This is a genomic window from Microbacterium sp. HMH0099 (assembly GCF_049384025.1).
Classification (GTDB): domain Bacteria; phylum Actinomycetota; class Actinomycetes; order Actinomycetales; family Microbacteriaceae; genus Microbacterium.
Map to the genome: position 1 here is coordinate 168281 of NZ_JBMRJR010000005.1, position 22112 is coordinate 190392.

General features: G+C 67.3%; 35 protein-coding genes. All 35 read left to right on the forward strand.

The features are described from left to right. The 35 genes from rpsG (at position 1) to truA (ending at position 22078) form a co-directional block, all read left to right on the forward strand. Positions 1 to 471, forward strand: coding sequence for a 30S ribosomal protein S7 (gene rpsG, locus ACO03V_RS12670; protein ID WP_022878284.1), 471 nt, complete (start codon positions 1 to 3; stop codon positions 469 to 471). Positions 472 to 558: 87 nt separating this feature from the next. After that, positions 559 to 2673, forward strand: coding sequence for an elongation factor G (gene fusA / locus ACO03V_RS12675; protein ID WP_367728609.1), 2115 nt, complete (start codon positions 559 to 561; stop codon positions 2671 to 2673). Positions 2674 to 2834: 161 nt separating this feature from the next. After that, positions 2835 to 4028 carry an elongation factor Tu gene (tuf, locus tag ACO03V_RS12680; protein ID WP_108317909.1) on the forward strand — a complete coding sequence of 398 codons (1194 nt, stop codon included), beginning with the start codon at positions 2835 to 2837 and terminating at the stop codon, positions 4026 to 4028. 150 nt (positions 4029 to 4178) lie between these two features. Then, a complete protein-coding gene (locus ACO03V_RS12685; protein ID WP_367728612.1) occupies positions 4179 to 4394 on the forward strand; it encodes a hypothetical protein in 216 nt (71 codons plus the stop codon). Between the two features lie 424 nt (positions 4395 to 4818). Continuing rightward, on the forward strand, positions 4819 to 5127 hold the full coding sequence (rpsJ, locus tag ACO03V_RS12690) for a 30S ribosomal protein S10 (RefSeq protein WP_013584016.1): 309 nt from the start codon (positions 4819 to 4821) through the stop codon (positions 5125 to 5127). Positions 5128 to 5135: 8 nt separating this feature from the next. Next, the gene (gene rplC, locus ACO03V_RS12695; protein ID WP_367728624.1) at positions 5136 to 5795 is read left to right on the forward strand and encodes a 50S ribosomal protein L3; all 660 of its coding nucleotides are present in this window, start codon (positions 5136 to 5138) and stop codon (positions 5793 to 5795) included. 4 nt (positions 5796 to 5799) lie between these two features. Next, positions 5800 to 6462 carry a 50S ribosomal protein L4 gene (gene rplD, locus ACO03V_RS12700; RefSeq protein WP_367728627.1) on the forward strand — a complete coding sequence of 221 codons (663 nt, stop codon included), beginning with the start codon at positions 5800 to 5802 and terminating at the stop codon, positions 6460 to 6462. Next, on the forward strand, positions 6459 to 6758 hold the full coding sequence (rplW, locus tag ACO03V_RS12705; protein WP_367728628.1) for a 50S ribosomal protein L23: 300 nt from the start codon (positions 6459 to 6461) through the stop codon (positions 6756 to 6758). Before rplD ends, rplW begins: the two co-directional genes overlap by 4 nt. Before the next feature lie 22 nt (positions 6759 to 6780). Further along, positions 6781 to 7620 (forward strand): 50S ribosomal protein L2, encoded by an 840-nt coding sequence (gene rplB / locus ACO03V_RS12710; RefSeq protein WP_013584012.1) that lies wholly within the window; start codon positions 6781 to 6783, stop codon positions 7618 to 7620. A 12-nt stretch (positions 7621 to 7632) separates the two neighbouring features. Then, positions 7633 to 7914, forward strand: a complete 282-nt coding sequence (rpsS, locus tag ACO03V_RS12715) for a 30S ribosomal protein S19 (protein ID WP_013584011.1) — start codon at positions 7633 to 7635, stop codon at positions 7912 to 7914. A gap of 25 nt (positions 7915 to 7939) precedes the next feature. Beyond that, positions 7940 to 8338, forward strand: coding sequence for a 50S ribosomal protein L22 (gene rplV, locus ACO03V_RS12720; protein ID WP_367728632.1), 399 nt, complete (start codon positions 7940 to 7942; stop codon positions 8336 to 8338). Next, the gene (gene rpsC / locus ACO03V_RS12725; protein WP_367728645.1) at positions 8338 to 9096 is read left to right on the forward strand and encodes a 30S ribosomal protein S3; all 759 of its coding nucleotides are present in this window, start codon (positions 8338 to 8340) and stop codon (positions 9094 to 9096) included. The genes rplV and rpsC overlap by 1 nt, the downstream gene beginning before the upstream one ends. Continuing rightward, positions 9096 to 9515: a 50S ribosomal protein L16 gene (rplP, locus tag ACO03V_RS12730; protein ID WP_077049577.1), complete on the forward strand. Its 420-nt coding sequence runs from the start codon at positions 9096 to 9098 to the stop codon at positions 9513 to 9515. The genes rpsC and rplP overlap by 1 nt, the downstream gene beginning before the upstream one ends. Continuing rightward, complete coding sequence (gene rpmC, locus ACO03V_RS12735) at positions 9515 to 9823, forward strand: 50S ribosomal protein L29 (protein WP_367728653.1); 309 nt, start codon at positions 9515 to 9517, stop codon at positions 9821 to 9823. Before rplP ends, rpmC begins: the two co-directional genes overlap by 1 nt. After that, entirely contained in the window at positions 9823 to 10155 is a 333-nt protein-coding gene (gene rpsQ / locus ACO03V_RS12740; protein ID WP_022877835.1) for a 30S ribosomal protein S17, read from the forward strand. The genes rpmC and rpsQ overlap by 1 nt, the downstream gene beginning before the upstream one ends. A gap of 35 nt (positions 10156 to 10190) precedes the next feature. Continuing rightward, the gene (rplN, locus tag ACO03V_RS12745) at positions 10191 to 10559 is read left to right on the forward strand and encodes a 50S ribosomal protein L14 (RefSeq protein ID WP_013584005.1); all 369 of its coding nucleotides are present in this window, start codon (positions 10191 to 10193) and stop codon (positions 10557 to 10559) included. Between the two features lie 2 nt (positions 10560 to 10561). Beyond that, a complete protein-coding gene (rplX, locus tag ACO03V_RS12750; RefSeq protein WP_367728661.1) occupies positions 10562 to 10939 on the forward strand; it encodes a 50S ribosomal protein L24 in 378 nt (125 codons plus the stop codon). Between the two features lie 2 nt (positions 10940 to 10941). Continuing rightward, on the forward strand, positions 10942 to 11532 hold the full coding sequence (gene rplE, locus ACO03V_RS12755) for a 50S ribosomal protein L5 (protein WP_367728665.1): 591 nt from the start codon (positions 10942 to 10944) through the stop codon (positions 11530 to 11532). 92 nt (positions 11533 to 11624) lie between these two features. After that, positions 11625 to 12023 (forward strand): 30S ribosomal protein S8, encoded by a 399-nt coding sequence (gene rpsH / locus ACO03V_RS12760; protein WP_367728670.1) that lies wholly within the window; start codon positions 11625 to 11627, stop codon positions 12021 to 12023. Positions 12024 to 12029: 6 nt separating this feature from the next. Further along, complete coding sequence (gene rplF, locus ACO03V_RS12765) at positions 12030 to 12566, forward strand: 50S ribosomal protein L6 (RefSeq protein ID WP_367728673.1); 537 nt, start codon at positions 12030 to 12032, stop codon at positions 12564 to 12566. 3 nt (positions 12567 to 12569) lie between these two features. Beyond that, on the forward strand, positions 12570 to 12929 hold the full coding sequence (gene rplR / locus ACO03V_RS12770; protein WP_367728676.1) for a 50S ribosomal protein L18: 360 nt from the start codon (positions 12570 to 12572) through the stop codon (positions 12927 to 12929). Beyond that, positions 12926 to 13606: a 30S ribosomal protein S5 gene (gene rpsE, locus ACO03V_RS12775; protein WP_387055717.1), complete on the forward strand. Its 681-nt coding sequence runs from the start codon at positions 12926 to 12928 to the stop codon at positions 13604 to 13606. The genes rplR and rpsE overlap by 4 nt, the downstream gene beginning before the upstream one ends. Then, positions 13606 to 13791: a 50S ribosomal protein L30 gene (gene rpmD, locus ACO03V_RS12780; protein ID WP_013583998.1), complete on the forward strand. Its 186-nt coding sequence runs from the start codon at positions 13606 to 13608 to the stop codon at positions 13789 to 13791. Before rpsE ends, rpmD begins: the two co-directional genes overlap by 1 nt. Then, positions 13791 to 14327, forward strand: coding sequence for a 50S ribosomal protein L15 (gene rplO, locus ACO03V_RS12785; RefSeq protein WP_367728688.1), 537 nt, complete (start codon positions 13791 to 13793; stop codon positions 14325 to 14327). The genes rpmD and rplO overlap by 1 nt, the downstream gene beginning before the upstream one ends. Positions 14328 to 14436: 109 nt before the next feature. Next, on the forward strand, positions 14437 to 15759 hold the full coding sequence (gene secY, locus ACO03V_RS12790; RefSeq protein WP_367728692.1) for a preprotein translocase subunit SecY: 1323 nt from the start codon (positions 14437 to 14439) through the stop codon (positions 15757 to 15759). Continuing rightward, a complete protein-coding gene (locus tag ACO03V_RS12795) occupies positions 15756 to 16352 on the forward strand; it encodes an adenylate kinase (RefSeq protein ID WP_367728694.1) in 597 nt (198 codons plus the stop codon). The genes secY and ACO03V_RS12795 overlap by 4 nt, the downstream gene beginning before the upstream one ends. A gap of 4 nt (positions 16353 to 16356) precedes the next feature. Continuing rightward, entirely contained in the window at positions 16357 to 17196 is an 840-nt protein-coding gene (map, locus tag ACO03V_RS12800) for a type I methionyl aminopeptidase (RefSeq protein ID WP_367728699.1), read from the forward strand. Between the two features lie 2 nt (positions 17197 to 17198). Next, on the forward strand, positions 17199 to 17897 hold the full coding sequence (locus ACO03V_RS12805; RefSeq protein WP_423137827.1) for a DsbA family protein: 699 nt from the start codon (positions 17199 to 17201) through the stop codon (positions 17895 to 17897). Positions 17898 to 18036: 139 nt separating this feature from the next. Further along, entirely contained in the window at positions 18037 to 18258 is a 222-nt protein-coding gene (infA, locus tag ACO03V_RS12810) for a translation initiation factor IF-1 (RefSeq protein ID WP_013583992.1), read from the forward strand. A 59-nt stretch (positions 18259 to 18317) separates the two neighbouring features. Beyond that, a complete protein-coding gene (gene rpmJ / locus ACO03V_RS12815) occupies positions 18318 to 18434 on the forward strand; it encodes a 50S ribosomal protein L36 (protein ID WP_005050492.1) in 117 nt (38 codons plus the stop codon). A gap of 125 nt (positions 18435 to 18559) precedes the next feature. Further along, the gene (rpsM, locus tag ACO03V_RS12820; protein ID WP_063256596.1) at positions 18560 to 18934 is read left to right on the forward strand and encodes a 30S ribosomal protein S13; all 375 of its coding nucleotides are present in this window, start codon (positions 18560 to 18562) and stop codon (positions 18932 to 18934) included. 34 nt (positions 18935 to 18968) lie between these two features. Beyond that, positions 18969 to 19367, forward strand: a complete 399-nt coding sequence (rpsK, locus tag ACO03V_RS12825; protein ID WP_013583990.1) for a 30S ribosomal protein S11 — start codon at positions 18969 to 18971, stop codon at positions 19365 to 19367. 178 nt (positions 19368 to 19545) lie between these two features. Next, positions 19546 to 20535, forward strand: a complete 990-nt coding sequence (locus ACO03V_RS12830; protein WP_367728722.1) for a DNA-directed RNA polymerase subunit alpha — start codon at positions 19546 to 19548, stop codon at positions 20533 to 20535. A gap of 42 nt (positions 20536 to 20577) precedes the next feature. Next, the gene (gene rplQ / locus ACO03V_RS12835; RefSeq protein ID WP_367728725.1) at positions 20578 to 21153 is read left to right on the forward strand and encodes a 50S ribosomal protein L17; all 576 of its coding nucleotides are present in this window, start codon (positions 20578 to 20580) and stop codon (positions 21151 to 21153) included. 70 nt (positions 21154 to 21223) lie between these two features. Beyond that, positions 21224 to 22078, forward strand: coding sequence for a tRNA pseudouridine(38-40) synthase TruA (truA, locus tag ACO03V_RS12840; RefSeq protein WP_423137828.1), 855 nt, complete (start codon positions 21224 to 21226; stop codon positions 22076 to 22078). Positions 22079 to 22112 lie beyond the last annotated feature (34 nt).

Here is a 22112-nt window from a genome sequence, read left to right on the forward strand (position 1 = left end):
ATGCCTCGTAAGGGTCCCGCCCCGAAGCGTCCCGTCGTCAACGACCCGGTGTACGGCGCTCCCGTCGTCACCCAGCTCGTCAACAAGATCCTCGTCGACGGCAAGAAGTCGCTGGCCGAGTCGATCGTCTACGACGCCCTCCGCGGTGTCGAGGCGAAGAACAGCCAGGACGCCGTCGCCACCCTCAAGAAGGCGCTCGACAACGTGCGCCCCACCCTCGAGGTCAAGAGCCGCCGCGTCGGTGGCTCGACCTACCAGGTTCCGGTCGAGGTCAAGCCGCACCGCGCGAACACCCTCGCGCTGCGCTGGCTCGTGAGCTACGCGAAGGGTCGTCGTGAGAAGACGATGACCGAGCGTCTGCAGAACGAGATCCTCGACGCCTCGAACGGCCTCGGTGCCGCGGTCAAGCGCCGCGAGGACACCCACAAGATGGCCGAGTCGAACCGCGCCTTCGCGCACTACCGCTGGTAAAACCCGCGGAGGGTCCGTGACCGCACCCCGGTCGCGGACCCTCCGATGGGCCCGGCATCAACCTCCCAACAGGTAAGGAAGACACCCGTGGCACAAGACGTGCTCACCGACCTCCACAAGGTCCGCAACATCGGCATCATGGCGCACATCGATGCCGGCAAGACGACGACGACCGAGCGCATCCTGTTCTACACGGGCGTCAACCACAAGATCGGCGAGACGCACGACGGTGCGGCCACCACCGACTGGATGGAGCAGGAGCAGGAGCGTGGCATCACGATCACCTCCGCCGCCGTCACCTGTTTCTGGGAAAAGAACCAGATCAACATCATCGACACCCCCGGTCACGTGGACTTCACGGTCGAGGTGGAGCGCTCGCTCCGCGTCCTCGACGGTGCCGTCGCCGTCTTCGACGGCAAGGAGGGCGTCGAGCCCCAGTCCGAGACCGTGTGGCGTCAGGCCGACAAGTACGACGTCCCCCGCATCTGCTTCGTCAACAAGATGGACAAGCTGGGCGCCGACTTCTACTTCACGGTCGACACCATCGTCAACCGCCTCAAGGCGAAGCCGCTGGTCATCCAGCTCCCGATCGGTGCCGAGAACGACTTCGTCGGCGTCATCGACCTCGTCTACATGCGCGCGCTGGTCTGGCCCGGTGACGCCAAGGGTGACGTGACCATGGGCGCCAAGTACGAGATCCAGGAGATCCCGGCCGACCTCGTCGAGAAGGCGAACGAGTACCGCGAGAAGCTCCTCGAGACCGTCGCGGAGTCCGACGACGCGCTGCTCGAAAAGTACTTCGGCGGCGAGGAGCTCACCCACGAGGAGATCAAGGGCGCCATCCGCAAGATGACGATCGCCAGCGAGGTCTACCCCGTGCTGTGCGGCTCGGCGTTCAAGAACCGCGGTGTGCAGCCGATGCTCGACGCGGTCGTCGACTACCTCCCCTCGCCCCTGGACGTGCCGGCCATCGAGGCTCACGACCCCAAGGACGAAGAGGTCGTCATCGAGCGTCACGCCGACCGCGAGGAGCCCTTCGCGGCCCTGGCGTTCAAGATCGTGACGCACCCGTTCTTCGGTCGCCTCACCTACATCCGCGTCTACTCGGGTCACCTCGACTCCGGCGCCCAGGTCGTCAACGCGACCAAGGGCAAGAAGGAGCGCATCGGGAAGATCTTCCAGATGCACGCCAACAAGGAGATGCCGGTCGAGTCCGTCACCGCGGGCCACATCTACGCGGTCATCGGCCTCAAGGACACCACCACCGGTGACACCCTGTGCGACCCGGCGAACCAGGTCGTCCTCGAGTCGATGACGTTCCCGGAGCCGGTCATCGAGGTCGCCATCGAGCCCAAGACCAAGGCCGACCAGGAGAAGCTGGGTGTCGCCATCCAGAAGCTCGCCGAAGAGGACCCGACGTTCCGCGTCGAGCAGAACGCCGAGACCGGTCAGACCGTCATCAAGGGCATGGGCGAGCTGCACCTCGACATCCTCGTGGACCGCATGAAGCGCGAGTTCAAGGTCGAGGCTAACGTCGGCAAGCCGCAGGTCGCGTACCGCGAGACGATCCGCAAGACCGTCGACCGTCACGACTACACGCACAAGAAGCAGACCGGTGGTTCGGGTCAGTTCGCGAAGATCCAGTTCGCGATCGAGCCGCTCGAGGTCACGGCCGACAAGACCTATGAGTTCGAGAACAAGGTCACCGGTGGTCGTATCCCGCGCGAGTACATCTCGCCGACCGACCAGGGCTTCCAGGACGCCATGAATGTCGGCGTGCTCGCCGGCTACCCCATGGTGGGCGTGAAGGCGATCCTCCTCGACGGCGCCTCGCACGACGTCGACTCGTCCGAGATGGCGTTCAAGATCGCCGGCTCGATGGGCTTCAAGGAGGCCGTCCGCAAGGCGAACCCCACGATCCTCGAGCCGATCATGGCCGTCGAGGTCCGTACTCCCGAGGAGTACATGGGCGACGTCATCGGCGACCTGAACTCGCGTCGTGGCCAGATCCAGTCGATGGAGGACGCCGCCGGCGTCAAGGTCGTCCGGGCCAACGTGCCGCTGTCCGAGATGTTCGGCTACATCGGCGACCTGCGCTCGAAGACCTCGGGCCGTGCCGTCTACTCGATGGAGTTCGACAGCTACGCCGATGTCCCGAAGGCCGTGGCCGACGAGATCATCCAGAAGAACAAGGGCGAGTAACACCGCTCTCACGGATGCCGGGGACCCCGGGTTCTGCTCGGGTTCCCGGCATCCGCTCAAACTGAATACCGACTCTCTAGTAATCTGAGAACCATCCCCGCGAAGAACCGGTCGCAATCCAGCGCCCGCGACCTCGCAATCAACGTCCTGAGGAGGACCCAGTGGCTAAGGCCAAGTTCGAGCGGACCAAGCCGCACGTGAACATCGGAACGATCGGTCACGTCGACCACGGCAAGACCACGCTCACCGCTGCCATCTCGAAGGTGCTCGCCGACAAGTTCCCGTCGGCCACCAACGTCCAGCGTGACTTCGCGTCGATCGACTCGGCGCCGGAAGAGCGCCAGCGCGGTATCACCATCAACATCTCGCACGTCGAGTACGAGACCCCGAAGCGTCACTACGCTCACGTCGACGCCCCGGGTCACGCCGACTACATCAAGAACATGATCACCGGTGCCGCTCAGATGGACGGCGCGATCCTCGTGGTCGCCGCCACCGACGGCCCGATGGCTCAGACCCGTGAGCACGTTCTGCTCGCCAAGCAGGTCGGCGTTCCCTACCTGCTCGTCGCGCTGAACAAGTCGGACATGGTCGACGACGAGGAGATCCTGGAGCTCGTCGAGCTCGAGGTCCGCGAGCTCCTGTCCTCGCAGGACTTCGACGGCGACAACGCCCCCGTCGTCCGCGTCTCGGGCCTCAAGGCTCTCGAGGGTGACGAGCAGTGGGTCAACTCGATCGTCGAGCTCATGGAGGCCGTCGACTCGTCGATCCCCGACCCGGTGCGTGACAAGGACAAGCCGTTCCTCATGCCCATCGAGGACGTCTTCACCATCACGGGTCGTGGCACGGTCGTCACCGGCCGCGCCGAGCGCGGTACCCTCGCGATCAACTCCGAGGTCGAGATCGTCGGCATCCGCCCGACGCAGAAGACCACGGTCACGGGTATCGAGATGTTCCACAAGCAGCTCGACGAGGCGTGGGCCGGCGAGAACTGCGGTCTGCTCCTCCGCGGCACCAAGCGTGACGACGTCGAGCGCGGCCAGGTCGTCGTGAAGCCCGGTTCGGTCACCCCTCACACCAACTTCGAGGGCACGGCGTACATCCTGTCCAAGGAGGAGGGCGGCCGTCACAACCCGTTCTTCACGAACTACCGCCCGCAGTTCTACTTCCGCACCACGGACGTGACCGGCGTCATCACGCTGCCCGAGGGCACCGAGATGGTCATGCCCGGTGACACCACCGAGATGTCGGTCGAGCTCATCCAGCCGATCGCCATGGAAGAGGGCCTCGGCTACGCGATCCGTGAGGGTGGCCGCACCGTCGGCGCCGGCACGGTGACCAAGATCATCAAGTAAGTCCTCGGACTGAACCGACAGGGGTCGGGCCTTCGGGCCCGGCCCCTTCGTCGTGTCCGGGGGAGTCGCGCAACCCGTTCCCTTCGCGCCGCCGTCCGGTCCAGAATGAAGGCGTCCGGGATGCCACGGGCGTGACCACGAGGAGGATTCATGGGAGTCGACGACATCATCGCGAAGAGCAAGAAGCTCCTCGACGAGAACCGCGACAAGATCGAGGAAGCCCTCAAGAGCGAGAAGGCCGAGGAGGTCAGCGACAAGATCCTCGACGGGGCGGCGGACGCGATCAAGAAGGTCGTGCCCGCCGAGCACCACGCCAAGATCGACAGCACGCGCGCGAACATCGACAAGAACATCGGCAACTCCTGACCGGGATGCCGTCCGCGGCGCCGCTCCGAACGGGGCGGCGCCGTCGGCTTTTCTGAGTGATCGCTGCGCGCGACACGCCCGGGTTTGCGGCTGGCCCGGGGCCCACGTAGACTAGACCAGTTCCACATTCCGGCGTGCGCTCGGCGCGCGCCAGGATCACTGCCAGGGCAGTGCACAGGCGGCGCGAAAGCGCAGGGACCTGGGCCGCGGGCAGCAGAACACACACCGAACCCCCTCATCCCCCAGGGAATCCGTGCGCGTGCGCGCGGAGAGGGACGGGCCGGGTGCCGTGCGCCCGGTTTGACAGCTGAACAGCGGTGCAGCATCTCTCGCGCAAGCGAGGGGAAGTGCCAGGGCGCGAGAGCGCCACCGTGCGTCCGATGCCCGGGGTCGGGTAAGACGCGAGAAAGAGAGTGAGCAGACAATGGCGGGACAGAAGATCCGCATTCGCCTGAAGTCGTACGACCACGCCGGACTGGACTCGTCCGCGCGCAAGATCGTCGACACCGTGACCCGTGCCGGCGCCACTGTCGTGGGCCCGGTTCCCCTGCCGACCGAGAAGAACGTCGTGTGCGTCATCCGGTCGCCCCACAAGTACAAGGACAGCCGCGAGCACTTCGAGATGCGCACCCACAAGCGCCTCATCGACATCATCGACCCGACGCCCAAGGCCGTCGACTCGCTGATGCGCCTCGACCTCCCGGCCGATGTCAACATCGAGATCAAGCTCTGAGGTTCGACATGGCTGACATCAACTCCAAGATCTCCAAGGGCCTCCTCGGCACCAAGCTCGGCATGACCCAGGTGTGGGACGAGAACGGCAAGCTCGTTCCCGTCACCGTCATCGAGGTCGCCCCGAACGTCGTGACCCAGCTCCGCTCGGTCGAGAAGGACGGCTACAATGCCGTGCAGATCGGCTACGGCCAGATCGACCCCCGCAAGGTGAACAAGCCCCTCACGGCTCACTTCGAGGCCGCCGGCGTCACCCCGCGCCGCCACCTCACCGAGGTGCGCACCGCGGACGCCGCCGACTACTCGCTGGGCCAGGAGCTCACCGTGGACGGCCTGTTCGAGGCCGGCCAGCTGGTCGACGTCGTCGGCACCAGCAAGGGCAAGGGCACCGCCGGTGTCATGAAGCGCCACAACTTCAAGGGTGTCTCCGCTTCGCACGGTGCGCACCGCAACCACCGCAAGCCCGGTTCGATCGGCGCCTCGTCGACTCCGAGCCGCGTCTTCAAGGGCATGCGCATGGCCGGCCGTATGGGTGGCGAGCGCGTGACCGTCCTCAACCTCACGGTGCACGCCGTCGACGTCGAGAAGGGTCTGCTGCTCGTCAAGGGCGCCGTCCCCGGCGCGCGCGGCCGCATCGTCTACGTCCGCAACGCAGTGAAGGGTGCCTGATCTCATGGCTGACTCGACTCTCGCGCTCGACGTCCTGAAGGCCGACGGCAAGAAGGCCGGCTCCGTGGAGCTGCCCGCCGCCATCTTCGACGTCAAGACGAACATCCCGCTCATCCACCAGGTCGTCGTCGCCCAGCGCGCCGCCGCCCGCCAGGGCACGCACTCGACCAAGCGTCGTGGCGAGGTCTCGGGTGCCGGCCGCAAGCCCTTCAAGCAGAAGGGCACGGGTAACGCCCGTCAGGGTTCGATCCGCGCGCCGCACATGACCGGTGGTGGCATCGTCCACGGCCCCAAGCCCCGTGACTACGGCCAGCGCACCCCCAAGAAGATGATCGCCGCCGCCCTCCTGGGCGCGCTGAGCGACCGTGCCCGCGGCTCGCGTCTGCACGTCGTCGACAGCTTCGGCATCGAGGGCGCGCCCTCGACCAAGGCCGCGGCCGCCGTGCTGACCGCCTTCGGCGCCGTCAAGAACGTCCTCGTGGTCATCGACCGCGACGACGAGCTGACGGTCAAGAGCGTGCGCAACCTCGCGTACGTGCACGTGCTGACCTTCGGCCAGCTGAACGCCTACGACGTGCTCGTCTCCGACGACATCGTCTTCACCAAGGCCGCCTACGACGCGTTCGTCGCGTCGAAGTCCGGCGCCACCGAGGAGGTCTCGGCATGACCGCCGTCAACAAGGACCCGCGCGACATCATCCTGAAGCCGGTCGTCTCGGAGAAGAGCTACTCGCTCATCGACGAGGGCAAGTACACGTTCCTCGTGGACCCCCGCGCCTCGAAGACCGAGATCAAGCTCGCCATCGAGAAGATCTTCGGCGTGAAGGTCGCCTCGGTCAACACGATCAACCGTGTCGGCAAGGCCCGCCGCACCCGCTTCGGCATCGGCAAGCGCAAGGACACCAAGCGCGCGATCGTCTCGCTGAAGTCGGGCACCATCGACATCTTCACGTCGGTCGGCTGACCGGGATACCAAGGACAGAACAATGGCTATTCGCAAGTACAAGCCCACGACCCCCGGTCGCCGCGGCTCGTCGGTGGCCGACTTCGCCGAGATCACCCGATCGACGCCCGAGAAGTCGCTGCTGCGCCCGCTGTCGAAGACCGGTGGCCGCAACAACCAGGGCCGCATCACCACGCGTCACATCGGTGGTGGCCACAAGCGTCAGTACCGTCTGATCGACTTCCGTCGTAACGACAAGGACGGCATCGACGCCAAGGTCGCTCACATCGAGTACGACCCCAACCGCACCGCGCGCATCGCGCTGCTGCACTACGCGGACGGCGAGAAGCGCTACATCCTCGCTCCCGCGAAGCTGTCGCAGGGCGACGTCGTCGAGTCGGGTGCCGGCGCGGACATCAAGCCCGGCAACAACCTGCCGCTGCGCAACATCCCCACCGGTACCGTCATCCACGCGATCGAGCTCCGTCCCGGTGGCGGCGCGAAGATGGCCCGTTCGGCCGGCGCCTCGGTGCGTCTGGTCGCGAAGGACGGCCCCTACGCGCAGCTGCGTCTGCCCTCGGGCGAGATCCGCAACGTCGACGTGCGCTGCCGCGCCACGATCGGCGAGGTCGGCAACGCCGAGCAGTCGAACATCAACTGGGGCAAGGCCGGCCGTATGCGCTGGAAGGGCGTCCGCCCGACCGTCCGCGGTGTCGCCATGAACCCGGTCGACCACCCGCACGGTGGTGGTGAGGGTAAGACCTCCGGTGGTCGTCACCCGGTTTCGCCGTGGGGTAAGGCCGAGGGCCGCACCCGCCACGCGAACAAGGAAAGCGACAAGCTGATCGTCCGCCGTCGCACCGCCGGCAAGAAGCGCAAGTAGGAGTAGAGGAAGATGCCTCGCAGCCTTAAGAAGGGCCCCTTCGTCGACGAGCACCTGCTTCGCAAGGTCGTCTCGCAGAACGAAGCCGGTTCCAAGAACGTCATTAAGACCTGGTCGCGCCGGTCGATGATCATCCCCGCCATGCTGGGACACACCATCGCCGTGCACGACGGTCGCAAGCACATCCCCGTGTTTGTGACCGAAACCATGGTCGGCCACAAGCTGGGCGAGTTCTCGCCCACCCGCACCTTCCGCGGCCACGTGAAGGACGACAAGAAGGGCCGCCGCCGCTGACGCGGGGGCGCTAGAGGAGAGAGAAATGGTGGAGTCCATCGCACGCGTGCGACACATCCGCGTGACCCCTCAGAAGGCTCGTCGTGTCGTTGCGCTCATCAAGGGCAAGCAGGCCGAAGAGGCCCTCGCCATCCTGAAGTTCGCGCCCCAGGGCGCGAGCGAGCCGATCTACAAGCTCGTCGCCTCGGCGATCGCGAACGCTCGCGTCACCGCCGACAAGACGAACGAGTACCTGGATGACGCCGACCTGTACGTGAAGAACGCGTACGTCGACGAGGGCACGACGCTCAAGCGTTTCCAGCCCCGTGCACAGGGTCGCGCCTTCCAGATCAAGAAGCGCACGAGCCACATCACGGTCGTGCTCGCGACGCCCGAAGAGGCCGCTGCGGCCCCGGCGCGCACCAACAAGAAGGCGAGCAAGTAATGGGACAGAAGGTCAACCCGTACGGCTTCCGTCTCGGCATCACCACCGACCACGTGTCGCGCTGGTTCTCGGACTCGACGAAGCGCGGTCAGCGCTACGCCGACTACCTCGCCGAGGACATCAAGATCCGTCGTCTGCTGACGACCTCGCTCGACCGCGCGGGCGTCAGCAACATCGAGATCGAGCGCACCCGTGACCGTGTCCGCGTCGACATCCACACCGCCCGCCCGGGCATCGTGATCGGTCGTCGCGGCGCCGAGGCCGAGCGCATCCGCGCCGACCTCGAGAAGCTCACCGGCAAGCAGATCCAGCTGAACATCCTCGAGGTCAAGAACCCCGAGGCCGACGCTCAGCTCGTCGCGCAGGGTGTGGCCGAGCAGCTCTCTGCTCGTGTCGCCTTCCGTCGCGCGATGCGCAAGGGTCTGCAGGGCGCCCAGCGCGCCGGCGCCAAGGGTGTCCGCATCCAGGTGTCGGGCCGTCTCGGCGGCGCCGAGATGAGCCGCTCGGAGTTCTACCGCGAGGGTCGCGTTCCGCTGCACACGCTGCGCGCGAACATCGACTACGGCTTCTACGAGGCCAAGACCACCTTCGGCCGCATCGGCGTGAAGGTCTGGATCTACAAGGGCGACCTCACCAACAAGGAGCTCGCCCGCGAGCAGGCCAACGCCCCGAAGTCCCGCGGTCGTGACGACCGCGGCGGCGACCGTCGTCGTGGCCCCCGCAACGAGGCCCCCGTGGCAGAAGGAGCGTCGGCGTAATGCTCATCCCCCGCAAGGTCAAGTACCGCAAGCAGCACCACCCGGGCCGCTCGGGCCAGGCCACCGGTGGCACCCAGGTGTCGTTCGGTGAGTTCGGCATCCAGGCCCTGACCCCCGCCTACGTGACCAACCGTCAGATCGAGTCCGCTCGTATCGCCATGACGCGTCACATCAAGCGTGGCGGAAAGGTGTGGATCAACATCTACCCCGACCGTCCCCTCACCAAGAAGCCCGCCGAGACCCGCATGGGTTCCGGTAAGGGTTCCCCCGAGTGGTGGGTCGCAAACGTCAAGCCGGGCCGCGTCCTCTTCGAGGTCGCGGGTGTGAACGAGGAGCTCGCTCGCGAGGCCCTCACCCGAGCCATCCACAAGCTGCCGCTCAAGGCACGCATCATCAAGCGCGAGGAGGGCGACGCGTAATGGCGATCGGCACCAAGCAGCTCGCCCCGAGCGAGCTCGACACGTTCGAAGACCAGCGCCTCGTCGAGGAGCTGCGCAAGGCCAAGGAAGAGCTGTTCAACCTGCGCTTCCAGTCGGCCACCGGCCAGCTCGAGAGCCACGGTCGCATCCGTGCGGTCAAGCGCGACATCGCGCGCCTGTACACCGTGATCCGTGAGCGCGAGCTCGGCATCCGTGCCACCCCGGCCCCGGTCGAGGTCAAGGCGAAGAAGAGCAAGGCGAAGAAGGCGGATGCCGCTGACGACGCCGCGAAGGAAGAGGCGGAGTAATGGCCACCGCGAAGAAGGCAGAGGCCGAGGCGCAGGTCGCCGGTCACGAGCACGCCGCGAACGACGTGCGCGACGAGAACGCCCGCGGTTACCGCAAGGCGCGTCGCGGCTACGTCGTCAGCGACAAGATGGACAAGACGATCGTCGTCGAGGTCGAGGACCGCGTGAAGCACCCGCTCTACGGCAAGGTCATCCGTCGCACCTCGAAGGTCAAGGCGCACGACGAGACCAACTCGGCGGGCATCGGCGACCTCGTCGTCATCAACGAGACCCGTCCGCTGAGCGCCACCAAGCGCTGGCGTCTGGTCGAGATCCTCGAGAAGGCCAAGTAAGCCTCGCGGCTCGCTTGGAACCCAAGGAGTAAAAAGTGATTCAGAACGAATCCCGGCTGAAGGTCGCCGACAACACCGGCGCCAAGGAGCTGCTCACCATCCGCGTGCTCGGTGGGTCGAACCGCCGCTACGCCGGCCTGGGCGACGTCATCGTCGCCACGGTCAAGGACGCGATCCCGGGTGGAAACGTCAAGAAGGGCGACGTGGTCAAGGCCGTCGTCGTCCGTGTCGTGAAGCAGACCCGCCGTCCCGACGGCTCGTACATCAAGTTCGACGAGAACGCCGCCGTGATCCTGAAGAACGACGGGGAGCCCCGCGGCACCCGTATCTTCGGGCCGGTCGGCCGTGAGCTTCGCGACAAGAAGTTCATGAAGATCGTCTCGCTCGCCCCGGAGGTCATTTGATCATGGCGAAGATCAAGAAGGGCGACCTGGTTCAGGTCATCTCGGGTGCGCCCGAAAAGCCGAAGAAGGAAGGCCGCAAGGCCGGCGATCGCGGCAAGCAGGGCAAGGTTCTCGAGATCCTCGACGGCGGCCAGCGCGTCATCGTCGAGGGCGTGAACTACGTCACCAAGCACAACCGCGTGGGCCAGTCCCAGCGCGGTACCAAGACCGGCGGCATCGAGACGTTCGAAGCCCCGATCCACATCTCGAACGTCGCGCTCGTCGACCCCTCGACCAAGAAGCCGACCCGTGTCGGTCACCGCGTCGAGGAGCAGGTGAAGGACGGCGTCAAGCGCACCGTCCGCGTGCGTTTCGCGAAGAAGAGCGGCAAGGACCTCTGAACATGAGCACCGACACTGCCGCGGTGGCTGGCAAGATCCAGCCCCGCCTCAAGCAGAAGTACAACACCGAGATCAAGAAGGCCCTGCAGGACGAGTTCGGCTACGCGAACGTCATGCAGATCCCCGGCCTGGTCAAGGTCGTCGTGAACACCGGTGTCGGCGAGGCTGCTCGCGACAGCAAGGTGATCGATGGCGCGGTCGAGGACCTCACCAAGATCACCGGTCAGAAGCCCATCGTCACCAAGGCCCGCAAGTCCATCGCGCAGTTCAAGCTGCGCGAGGGCCAGGCCATCGGTGCGCACGTCACCCTCCGTGGCGACCGTGCGTGGGAGTTCGTGGACCGCCTCGTCAACCTCGCCCTGCCCCGCATCCGCGACTTCCGCGGTCTGTCGGCCAAGCAGTTCGACGGCAACGGCAACTACACCTTCGGTCTCCAGGAGCAGTCCGTGTTCCACGAGATCGACCAGGACCGCATCGACCGCGTGCGTGGCTTCGACATCACGATCGTCACGACCGCCAAGACCGACGACGAGGGTCGCTCGCTGCTGCGTCAGCTGGGCTTCCCGTTCCAGTCGGCGGACTCGCAGGCCTGACCCCCCGGGCCCCCGGAACCCCGGGGGCCCCTCATCGAAGGTCGTCTGTCGCGTAACGGCAGGCGAAACCTCATGAACGAAAGAAGCATCAGATGACGATGACAGACCCGGTCGCAGACATGCTGACCCGTCTGCGCAACGCGAACTCTGCGCACCACGACTCCGTGTCGCTGCCGAGCTCGAAGCTCAAGACCACCATCGCCGAGATCCTCAAGCAGGAGGGTTACATCGCCGACTGGAGCGTCGCTGACGCCCGTGTCGGCCAGACCCTCACGATGACGCTGAAGTACGGCCCGAACCGTGAGCGGTCGATCGCCGGCATCAAGCGCGTCTCCAAGCCCGGCCTCCGCGTGTACGCGAAGTCGACCGAGGTCCCCACGGTCCTCGGCGGCCTGGGCGTGGCCATCCTGTCCACCTCCTCCGGTCTCCTCACCGACCGTCAGGCAGAGCAGAAGGGCGTCGGCGGGGAAGTCCTCGCCTACGTGTGGTGATCTGACATGTCGCGTATCGGACGTCTTCCCATCGACATCCCCGCCGGAGTCACCGTCTCGGTGAACGGCCGGGAGGTCGCCGTCAAGGGCCCCAAGGGCGAGCTCGCGCTCACCATTGCGCAGCCCCTCGAGGTGTCGGTCGAGGAGAACCAGGTTCTCGTCACCCGCCCCGACGACGAGCGCGAGTCGCGGTCGCTCCACGGCCTGACCCGCACGCTCATCAACAACAACATCATCGGTGTCACCCAGGGCTACACCAAGGGTCTCGAGGTCGTCGGCACGGGTTACCGCGTCGCGCAGAAGGGCAGCTCGATCGAGTTCGCCCTCGGCTTCTCGCACCCCGTGCTGGTCGAGCCCCCCGCCGGCATCACGCTCACGGTGGAGGGCAACAACAAGGTCACCGTGAGTGGCATCGACAAGCAGGCCGTCGGTGAGGCCGCCGCCAACATCCGCAAGATCCGCAAGCCCGAGCCCTACAAGGGCAAGGGTGTCCGGTACGCGGGCGAGGTCGTGCGTCGCAAGGCCGGAAAGAGTGGTAAGTAAGCCATGGCTCTCAAGACAAAGTCCGCAGCCCGCGCGCGTCGCCACGCACGTCTTCGCAAGAAGGTCGTGGGCACCGACGTCCGTCCCCGTCTGGTCGTGACGCGCTCGGCGCGCCACGTCTTCGTCCAGCTCGTCGACGACAGCAAGGGCCACACGCTGGCCTCGGCCTCCACGCTCGAGGTCGACCTGCGGTCGTTCGACGGTGACAAGACGGCCAAGGCCCGCAAGGTCGGCGAACTCGTCGCCGAGCGTGCCAAGGTCGCCGGTGTCTCCGACGTCGTGTTCGACCGTGGTGGCAACCGTTACGCCGGTCGCGTCGCCGCGATCGCCGAGGGCGCCCGCGAAGGAGGGTTGAACCTGTGAGTGACAACAAGGAGACCGAAGTGACCGAGCAGACCGCCCCCGCAGAGGGTGCAGCTGCCGCTCAGGCCCCGGCCGAGCGTGAGCGCGAGCCGCGCCGCGGTGGCCGCGAGCGCAACGCCAACCAGCGCGACCGTGGTTCGCGCGACCGCAACGAGAGCCAGTTCCTCGAGCGCGTCGTGACCATCAACCGCGTGTCGAAGGTCGTCAAGGGCGGTCGTCGCTTCAGCTTCACGGCGCTCGTCGTCGTGGGCGATGGCAACGGCGTCGTGGGCGTCGGCTACGGCAAGGCCCGCGAGGTCCCCCTCGCCATCTCGAAGGGTGTCGAGGAGGCCAAGCGCAACTTCTTCCGCGTGCCGCGCTCCGGCTCGACCATCCCCCACCCCGTTCAGGGTGAGGCCGCTGCCGGTGTGGTGCTCCTGCGCCCCGCCGCCGCCGGTACCGGTGTCATCGCCGGTGGTCCCGTCCGCGCGGTGCTCGAGTGCGCCGGCATCCACGACGTCCTCTCGAAGTCGCTCGGCTCGTCGAACACGATCAACATCGTGCACGCGACCGTCGAGGCGCTGAAGTCGCTCGAGGAGCCCCGCGCCGTGGCCGCCCGCCGTGGCCTGGAGTTCGACCAGGTCGCCCCCGCTCGCCTCGTGCGTGCGGAGGCCGCCGCTCAGAAGGTAGGTGCCTGATGGCCGAGCGTCTGAAGGTCACGCAGATCAAGTCCAAGGTGAGTGAGAAGCAGAACCAGCGCGACACGCTGCGTTCGCTCGGTCTCAAGCGGATCGGCGACTCGGTCGTCCGTCCCGACGACGCGCAGACGCGCGGCTACGTCAAGACCGTCGCTCACCTCGTGAAGGTTGAGGAGATCGACTAATGGCTGACAAGAAGGACGAGGCCGTCGCGGCCGACGCCCCGAAGAAGGCATCCGCCCGCAAGGCCGCCGCGACCACCGACGCCCCGGCGTCGCGTCCCGGTGTGCTGAAGGTCCACCACCTGCGTCCGGTCCCCGGCGCCCGTACCGCCAAGACCCGCGTCGGTCGTGGTGAGGGCTCGAAGGGTAAGACCGCCGGTCGTGGTACCAAGGGCACGAAGGCGCGTTACCAGGTCAAGGTCGGCTTCGAGGGTGGGCAGATGCCGCTGCACATGCGCACCCCCAAGCTGCGCGGCTTCAAGAACCCGTTCCGCGTCGAGTACCAGGTCGTCAACCTGGACAAGCTGGCCGAGCTCTACCCGCAGGGCGGCGATGTGACCATCGTCGACCTCGTGGCCAAGGGCGCCGTTCGCAAGAACGAGAAGGTCAAGGTGCTGGGCACCGGCGACATCGCCGTGGCGCTCAACGTCTCCGTCGACAAGGTCTCCGGCTCGGCTGAGCAGAAGATCGTCGCCGCGGGCGGCACCGTCAACAACTGACGTCCGACCCTGCAGGGGGCCGGCGGCCTTAGGGCCGCCGGCCCCTTCTGGGTTAGTGTGATGAGGTGTGCGCTCTGACGCGCGCCGAGATCGTTCTGGAGGAATCCTCTTGTTCAGCGCCATCGCGCGTGTCTTCCGCACGCCAGACCTGCGGCGGAAGATCGCCTTCACGCTGGGGATCATCGCCATCTACCGGCTGGGTGCCCACGTTCCGACCCCGTTCGTCGACTACCCGAACGTGCAGTCGTGTCTGCAGCAGTCGGGCAGCACCGAGGGTCTGCTTTCGCTGGTGAACCTCTTCTCCGGCGGCGCGCTGCTCCAGCTCTCGATCTTCGCGCTCGGCGTGATGCCCTACATCACCGCCACGATCATCGTGCAGCTGCTGCGCGTGGTCATCCCGCACTTCGAGACCCTCTACAAGGAGGGTCAGGCGGGCCAGGCGAAGCTGACGCAGTACACGCGCTACCTCACCATCGCGCTGGCGCTGCTGCAGTCGACCACCCTCGTCACCGTGGCCCGCTCCGGCCAGCTGTTCGGCTCGACGGGCGTGCCCGAGTGCACGCAGCTGCTCACCAACGACATCTGGTGGGCCCAGCTGCTCATGATCATCACGCTGACCGCCGGTACCGGTCTGGTCATGTGGTTCGCCGAGCTCGTCACCGAGCGCGGCGTCGGCAACGGCATGTCGATCCTCATCTTCACCTCGATCGCCGCGACCTTCCCGGGCGCGATGCTGTCGATCCTCACCTCGCGCGGCCCGGAGGTCTTCCTCCTCGTCCTGGCCGTCGGCATCGTCGTCGTGGCCCTGGTGGTGTTCGTCGAGCAGTCGCAGCGCCGCATCCCCGTGCAGTACGCCAAGCGGATGGTCGGCCGCCGCACCTTCGGCGGCTCGAACACGTACATCCCGATCAAGGTCAACATGGCCGGCGTCGTGCCCGTCATCTTCGCGTCGTCGCTGCTGTACATTCCCGCCCTCATCGCGCAGTTCAACCAGCCGCAGGCGGGTCAGGAGCCCGCGGGCTGGGTGACGTGGATCTCGCAGTACCTCACGCGCGGCGACCACCCGCTGTACATGGCGATCTACTTCCTGCTCATCGTCGGGTTCACGTACTTCTACGTCGCGATCACCTTCAACCCGGTCGACGTCGCCGACAACATGAAGAAGTACGGCGGCTTCATCCCCGGCATCCGCGCGGGCCGTCCGACGGCCGAGTACCTCGACTACGTGCTGACGCGCATCACGCTGCCCGGGTCCATCTACCTGGGTCTCATCGCCCTGCTGCCGCTCATCGCCCTGGCCACGGTCGGCGCGAACCAGAACTTCCCGTTCGGCGGCGCCTCGATCCTCATCATCGTCGGTGTGGGTCTCGAGACGGTGAAGCAGATCGACGCGCAGCTCCAGCAGCGTCACTACGAGGGGCTCCTCCGATGACCGCCCGCCTTCTGATCGTCGGCCCGCAGGGCTCCGGCAAGGGCACGCAGGGCGTCCGCATCGCGGAGGCGCTCGGGATCCCGGTCGTCTCCACCGGCGACGTGTTCCGTCAGAACGTCTCCGAGGGCACCGACCTGGGCCTCGAGGTGAAGTCGATCATCGACGCCGGCGACCTCGTCCCCGACGAGCTCACCAGCGCCGTGGTCCGCGACCGCCTCTCCCAGGCGGACGCCGCCGACGGCTTCCTCCTCGACGGGTATCCCCGCAACCTCGCCCAGGTCATGCACCTCGACGAGTTCCTCGAGGGCCGCGACGAGTCGCTCGACGCCGTCATCGCGCTGGTCGTCCCCCGTGAGGAGTCCATCTCGCGCCTCAAGACGCGCGCGACGGAGCAGGGCCGTGCGGATGACACCGAGGAGGGGATCGCCACCCGTCTCGCGATCTACGAGCGCGAGACCGCGCCCATCCTCGGCGTCTACGGCACGCGGGACATCGTCGACGAGATCGACGGCGTCGGATCCCTCGACGAGGTCGCCGCGCGGATCACCGCGGCCCTCGAGGCGCGGGGCATCACCCCGTCGTCCGCACACTGATGCCGTGCTGCGCTCGTCCGTCTACAAGAAGCCCGCGCACCTGCGCGCGATGGTGGAGCCGGGACTGATCACGGCGGCGGCGCTCGACGCCGTCCGGGCGATGATCGCCCCCGGCGTCACGACGTTGGACCTGGATGCCGCGGCCTCCCGCGTCATCGTCGGGCGCGGCGCGAAGTCGAACTTCCAGATGGTCCGCGGGTACCGGCACACCGTCTGCGCCTCGGTCAACGAGCAGGTGGTGCACGGCATCCCGAACGACCGCCCGCTGCAGGCGGGGGACATCCTGTCGATCGACGCGGGTGCGGAGTACCGCGGGTGGAACGGCGACTCGGCCTTCACCGTGATCGTTCCGGGCGACGCCCCGGAGGAGCTCGTCGCCCCGCGTCGCCGCCTCTCCGAGGTGACGGAGGGCTCCCTGTGGGCCGGCATCGCGGCGCTGTCCCGTGCCGAGCACCTGGGCGAGGTGGGTGCCGCGATCGAGCAGTACATCGTCGAGCACGCACCGGCGCCGGGCTACGGCATCCTGCGCGACTACGTGGGTCACGGCATCGGCCGCAAGATGCACGAGTCGCCGAGCATCTTCAACTACGCGACCGAGGAGCGCGGCGCCGACGTGCGGCCCGGTCTCGCCGTCGCGATCGAGCCCATGGTCGTCATCGGGGACCAGCAGACGTTCACCGAGGACGACGGATGGACGGTGTCGACGCTGGACGGCACGGACGGCTCCCATTGGGAACATAGCGTCGCGGTGCACGATGGAGGGATCTGGGTCCTCACCGCGCCCGACGGCGGTGCAGAGAAGCTGGCGCCCTTCGGAGTGGTGCCCACGGAGATCGAGGGATGATGATGGCCGCCGCCCGCAAGTCCACGAACTGGTTCGCGATCGGCGTCACCGCCGCCGCGCTGGTCGTCGTCCTCATCGTGGGCGGTGTGGTGTGGTTCGCCAACAGCCGGGCGACCTCACCCGGCCCGACGCCTCAGGCACAGGCCGTCGACCCCGACACGGGCGCCATCGCCGTCGGAACCGGCGACCAGACCGTGGACACCTACGTCGACTTCATGTGCCCCATCTGCAACCAGTTCGAGCAGAGCTACGGGCCGACCCTCGAGAGCCTCGTCGACGACGGCACCATCACGCTGAACATCCACCCGATCTCGATCCTGGACCGGGCGTCGCAGGGCACCGAATTCTCCACCCGGTCCGCGAACGCCGCCTACTGTGTGGCCGAGGACGACGCGCAGAACGTGCTGCCGTTCGTGCAGGCGATGTACGCGCAGCAGCCGGCCGAGCAGACCTCGGGTCTCGACGACGCGACGCTGGTCCAGATCGCCGAGTCCGCCGGGGCATCGGATGCCGTGGCCTCCTGCATCCAGGACGGCACCTACGAGCGCTTCGTGACGGCGCGCACCCGCGACACCCCGGTCCAGCCGGGCGCCTCGGGCATCGCGACGCCGACGATCGCCATCAACGGCGAGGTGTTGAACAACCAGACCGACCTCACCGGCAACCCCGAGACCGACATCACGGGGCGTCTGAACGGCTGAGCGCCGGCGGCGACTTGCCGCATCGGGCACTACCACGTATGCTTGATCTTTGGTGCGTTGCGCCTTCATTGGCGTGTCGCAAGCACCGAAACCCCATCCACCGCAGACCGGCCGGTCTGCAACGAGCGTGAGCGAGTTTATGGCGAAGAAAGACGGTGTCATCGAGATCGAGGGCACGGTGTCCGAGGCACTGCCCAATGCGATGTTCCGTGTCGAGCTGACCAACGGTCACAAGGTGCTCGCCACCATCTCGGGAAAGATGCGGCAGAACTACATCCGCATCATCCCCGAGGACCGCGTCGTCGTCGAGCTGAGCCCGTACGACCTCACCCGTGGTCGTATCGTCTACCGCTACCGCTGAGTCCGGCCGAGAAGTAACGAGCCGCTCCGGCGGGTCGAAGACAGCGAAATCAGGAAATCATGAAGGTCAACCCCTCCGTCAAGCCCATCTGCGACCACTGCAAGGTGATCCGTCGCCACGGGCGCGTCATGGTGATCTGCAAGAGCAACCCGCGTCACAAGCAGCGCCAGGGCTGACACCCCGACTTTCCAACTGAATACACACCGGCAGGATCAGAACCCGCGATGCGGGGGACACCTCGGGGCGGAGGCCCGAGCACCGATCCTGTTTCACACCTCCACGACACTCTGAGGAGAGCCGCATGGCACGTCTCGCCGGCGTCGACATCCCGCGCGACAAGCGCGTGGTGATCGCACTTACCTACATCTACGGCGTGGGCCGCACCCGCTCCACCGAGATCCTCACCGCGACCGGCATCAGCCCGGACGTCCGCGTCAAGGACCTCACCGACGACCAGCTGGTCGCGCTCCGCGACCACATCGAGGGCACCTACAAGGTGGAGGGTGACCTTCGCCGCGAGGTCGCCGCCGACATCCGCCGCAAGGTCGAGATCGGTTCCTACGAGGGCCTGCGCCACCGCCGCGGCCTCCCCGTGCGCGGTCAGCGCACGAAGACGAACGCGCGTACCCGCAAGGGTCCGAAGCGCACCGTCGCCGGCAAGAAGAAGGCGCGCTAGGCCTCCGCCGGCGCAGGATTCAGGAGAACCGCACATGGCACAGGCCAAGTCCGCTGCGCGCAAGCCGCGCCGCAAGGAGAAGAAGAACATCGCCGTGGGTCAGGCCCACATCAAGTCGACGTTCAACAACACCATCGTCTCGATCACCGACCCCTCCGGTGCCGTCATCAGCTGGGCCTCGTCCGGCGGTGTCGGTTTCAAGGGCTCGCGCAAGTCGACGCCGTACGCCGCCGGCATGGCCGCGGAGTCGGCCGCTCGCCAGGCGCAGGAGCACGGCGTCAAGAAGGTCGACGTCTTCGTGAAGGGTCCCGGCTCGGGCCGTGAGACCGCGATCCGCTCGCTCACCGCGGCGGGCCTCGAGGTCGGCTCGATCCAGGACGTGACGCCGCAGGCCCACAACGGCTGCCGTCCGCCGAAGCGCCGCCGCGTCTGACGTGTGAGATCCCGAGGGGCCCTGTGCTCCTCGGGATCGACGCGCGTCGCGCGTCCCAGCACTTTCCGGGATGCCTCCCGCCCCTGTTCCTCCGGGGCGAGGCGTCCTCGGGGACAACTCAACACCTCACCCCATTACACGTGTCATATAGCGGGCACGTGATCGAAAGGAACACATAGTGCTCATCGCACAGCGTCCCACTCTGACCGAGGAGAAGATCGGGGAGTTCCGCAGCCGTTTCGTCATCGAGCCGCTCGAGCCCGGCTTCGGTTACACGATCGGCAACGCGCTGCGTCGCAGCCTTCTGTCCTCCATCCCCGGCGCGGCCGTCACGAGCATCCGCATCGACGGTGTGCTGCACGAGTTCAGCACCATCCCGGGCGTGAAGGAAGACGTCACCGAGATCATCCTGAACATCAAGCAGCTCGTCGTCTCGAGCGAGCGCGATGAGCCCATCACCGCGTACCTGCGCAAGACGGGTGCCGGCGAGGTCACGGCGGCCGACATCTCGGCTCCGGCCGGTGTCGAGGTGCACAACCCCGAGCTGGTCATCGCCACGCTCAACGACACCGCCAAGTTCGAGCTCGAGCTCACCATCGAGCGCGGCCGCGGCTACGTGTCCGCGACGCAGAACCGCAACGAGTACGCCGAGGCCGGTCAGATCCCGATCGACTCGATCTACTCGCCGGTGCTCAAGGTCAGCTACCGCGTCGACGCCACCCGTGCCGGGGAGCGCACCGACTTCGACAAGCTCGTCCTGGACGTCGAGTCGAAGCCCTCGATCGCGCCGCGCGACGCCGTCGCCTCCGCCGGCCGTACCCTCACCGAGCTGTTCGGTCTCGCCCGCGAGCTGAACGTCGAGGCCGAGGGCATCGAGATCGGGCCCGCCCCGGTCGAGACCGTGCTCTCGAACGAGCTCTCCATGCCGATCGAGGACCTCGACCTGTCGGTGCGCTCGTACAACTGCCTCAAGCGCGAGGGCATCAACACCGTCTCCGAGCTGGTCGCCCTGTCGGAGACCCAGCTGATGAACATCCGCAACTTCGGTCAGAAGTCGGTCGACGAGGTGCGCGACAAGCTCACGTCGCTCGGCCTGTCGCTGAAGGACTCGGTGCCCGGCTTCGACGGCGCCCAGTACTTCGGCGGCTACGACGACGAGACCGTCTGACCCGTCGGACCCGACCGAACCTTCCCACTGGAGTAACACGACATGCCCAAGCCCACGAAGGGTCCCCGCCTCGGAGGCGGCCCGGCCCACGAGCGTCTGCTTCTCGCCAACCTCGCGGCAGCGCTCTACACGCACAAGTCCATCAAGACGACCGAGACCAAGGCCAAGCGCCTGCGTCCGCTCGCCGAGCGTCTGATCACCTTCGCCAAGCGTGGCGACCTGCACGCGCGTCGCCGCGTGCTGAGCGTGATCGGCGACAAGGACGTCGTGCACACCCTGTTCACCGAGATCGCGCCGCTGGTGGCCGACCGTGACGGCGGCTACACCCGCATCACCAAGGTCGGCAACCGCAAGGGCGACAACGCGCCCATGGCCGTGATCGAGCTCGTCCTCGAGCCCGTCACGAAGAAGCCGTCGTCGTCGAAGGCCGCCGCGCCCGCCGCCGCAGCCCCCGCCGCCGACGAGGCGCCCGCCGACGAGGCTCCCGCCGAGGAGACCGCCGCCGACGAGACCGCCACCACCGACGAGGCCGCCGACGCCGGCGCCGAGTCGCCGGAGGAGGGCGCTGCTGCCGAGGCTGCGGCCGAGGACGCCGTCGAGGGCGACACCAAGGCCTGAGCGCCTTCGCTCGATCGAAGCCCCCATCCGTCCGCGGGTGGGGGCTTCGTCGTGCCTCTAGGCTTGTCGGGTGCGCATCCGTCTCGACATCGCCTATGACGGCACGCACTTCCGCGGTTGGGCGCGGCAGCCGCGCCTGCGCACGGTCCAGGGGACCCTCGAGGACGCCCTCGCCCGGATCGTCGGCGGCGACCCGCGGCTGGTCGTCGCGGGCCGGACGGATGCGGGCGTGCACGCGAGCGGCCAGGTCGCGCACGTCGACCTCGACGAGGCGCAGGCGGCCCGTCTGCCGCGCCGCCGCAACGACCCGGGCGCCGATCCCGTCGCGTCCCTGGCGGGCCGCGTGCGGGGCGTCCTGGGTGCCTATCCCGACGTGACCGTTCGCCGGACGAGCTTGGCCCCCGACGGCTTCGACGCGCGCTTCTCGGCGGTGTGGCGGCGGTACGTCTACCGTCTCGCGGACGCGCGGACGGGGTACGACCCGCTCCTTCGCGCCGCGACGACCACGGTCAAGGCCGATCTGGACGTGGACCGGATGGATGCCGCCGCCCGCAGCCTCATCGGCCTGCACGACTTCGCCGCCTACTGCAAGGCGCGCGAGGAGGCGACCACCATCCGCACCCTCCTCGAGTACGACTGGCACCGCGGTGCGGACGGCGTCCTCGTGGCTCACGTCCGCGCAGACGCTTTCTGCCACAGCATGGTGCGGGCCCTCGTCGGAGCCTGTGTCGCGGTGGGGGAGGGGCGTCTCGCCGTCGAGGACGTCGTGGCCATCCGCGATGCCGGTCTGCGGACGGCGGACACCAAGGTCCTGGCGGCGCGCGGTCTCGTGCTCGCCGAAGTGGGCTATCCCGCCGACCACCTGCTCGCCGCGCGGGCGGAGCAGACGCGCAATCGCCGCGACGCCGACGACATCGGGTCATGAGCGTGCCGCGCGGGTGCCGGGAATCCGCCGCAAG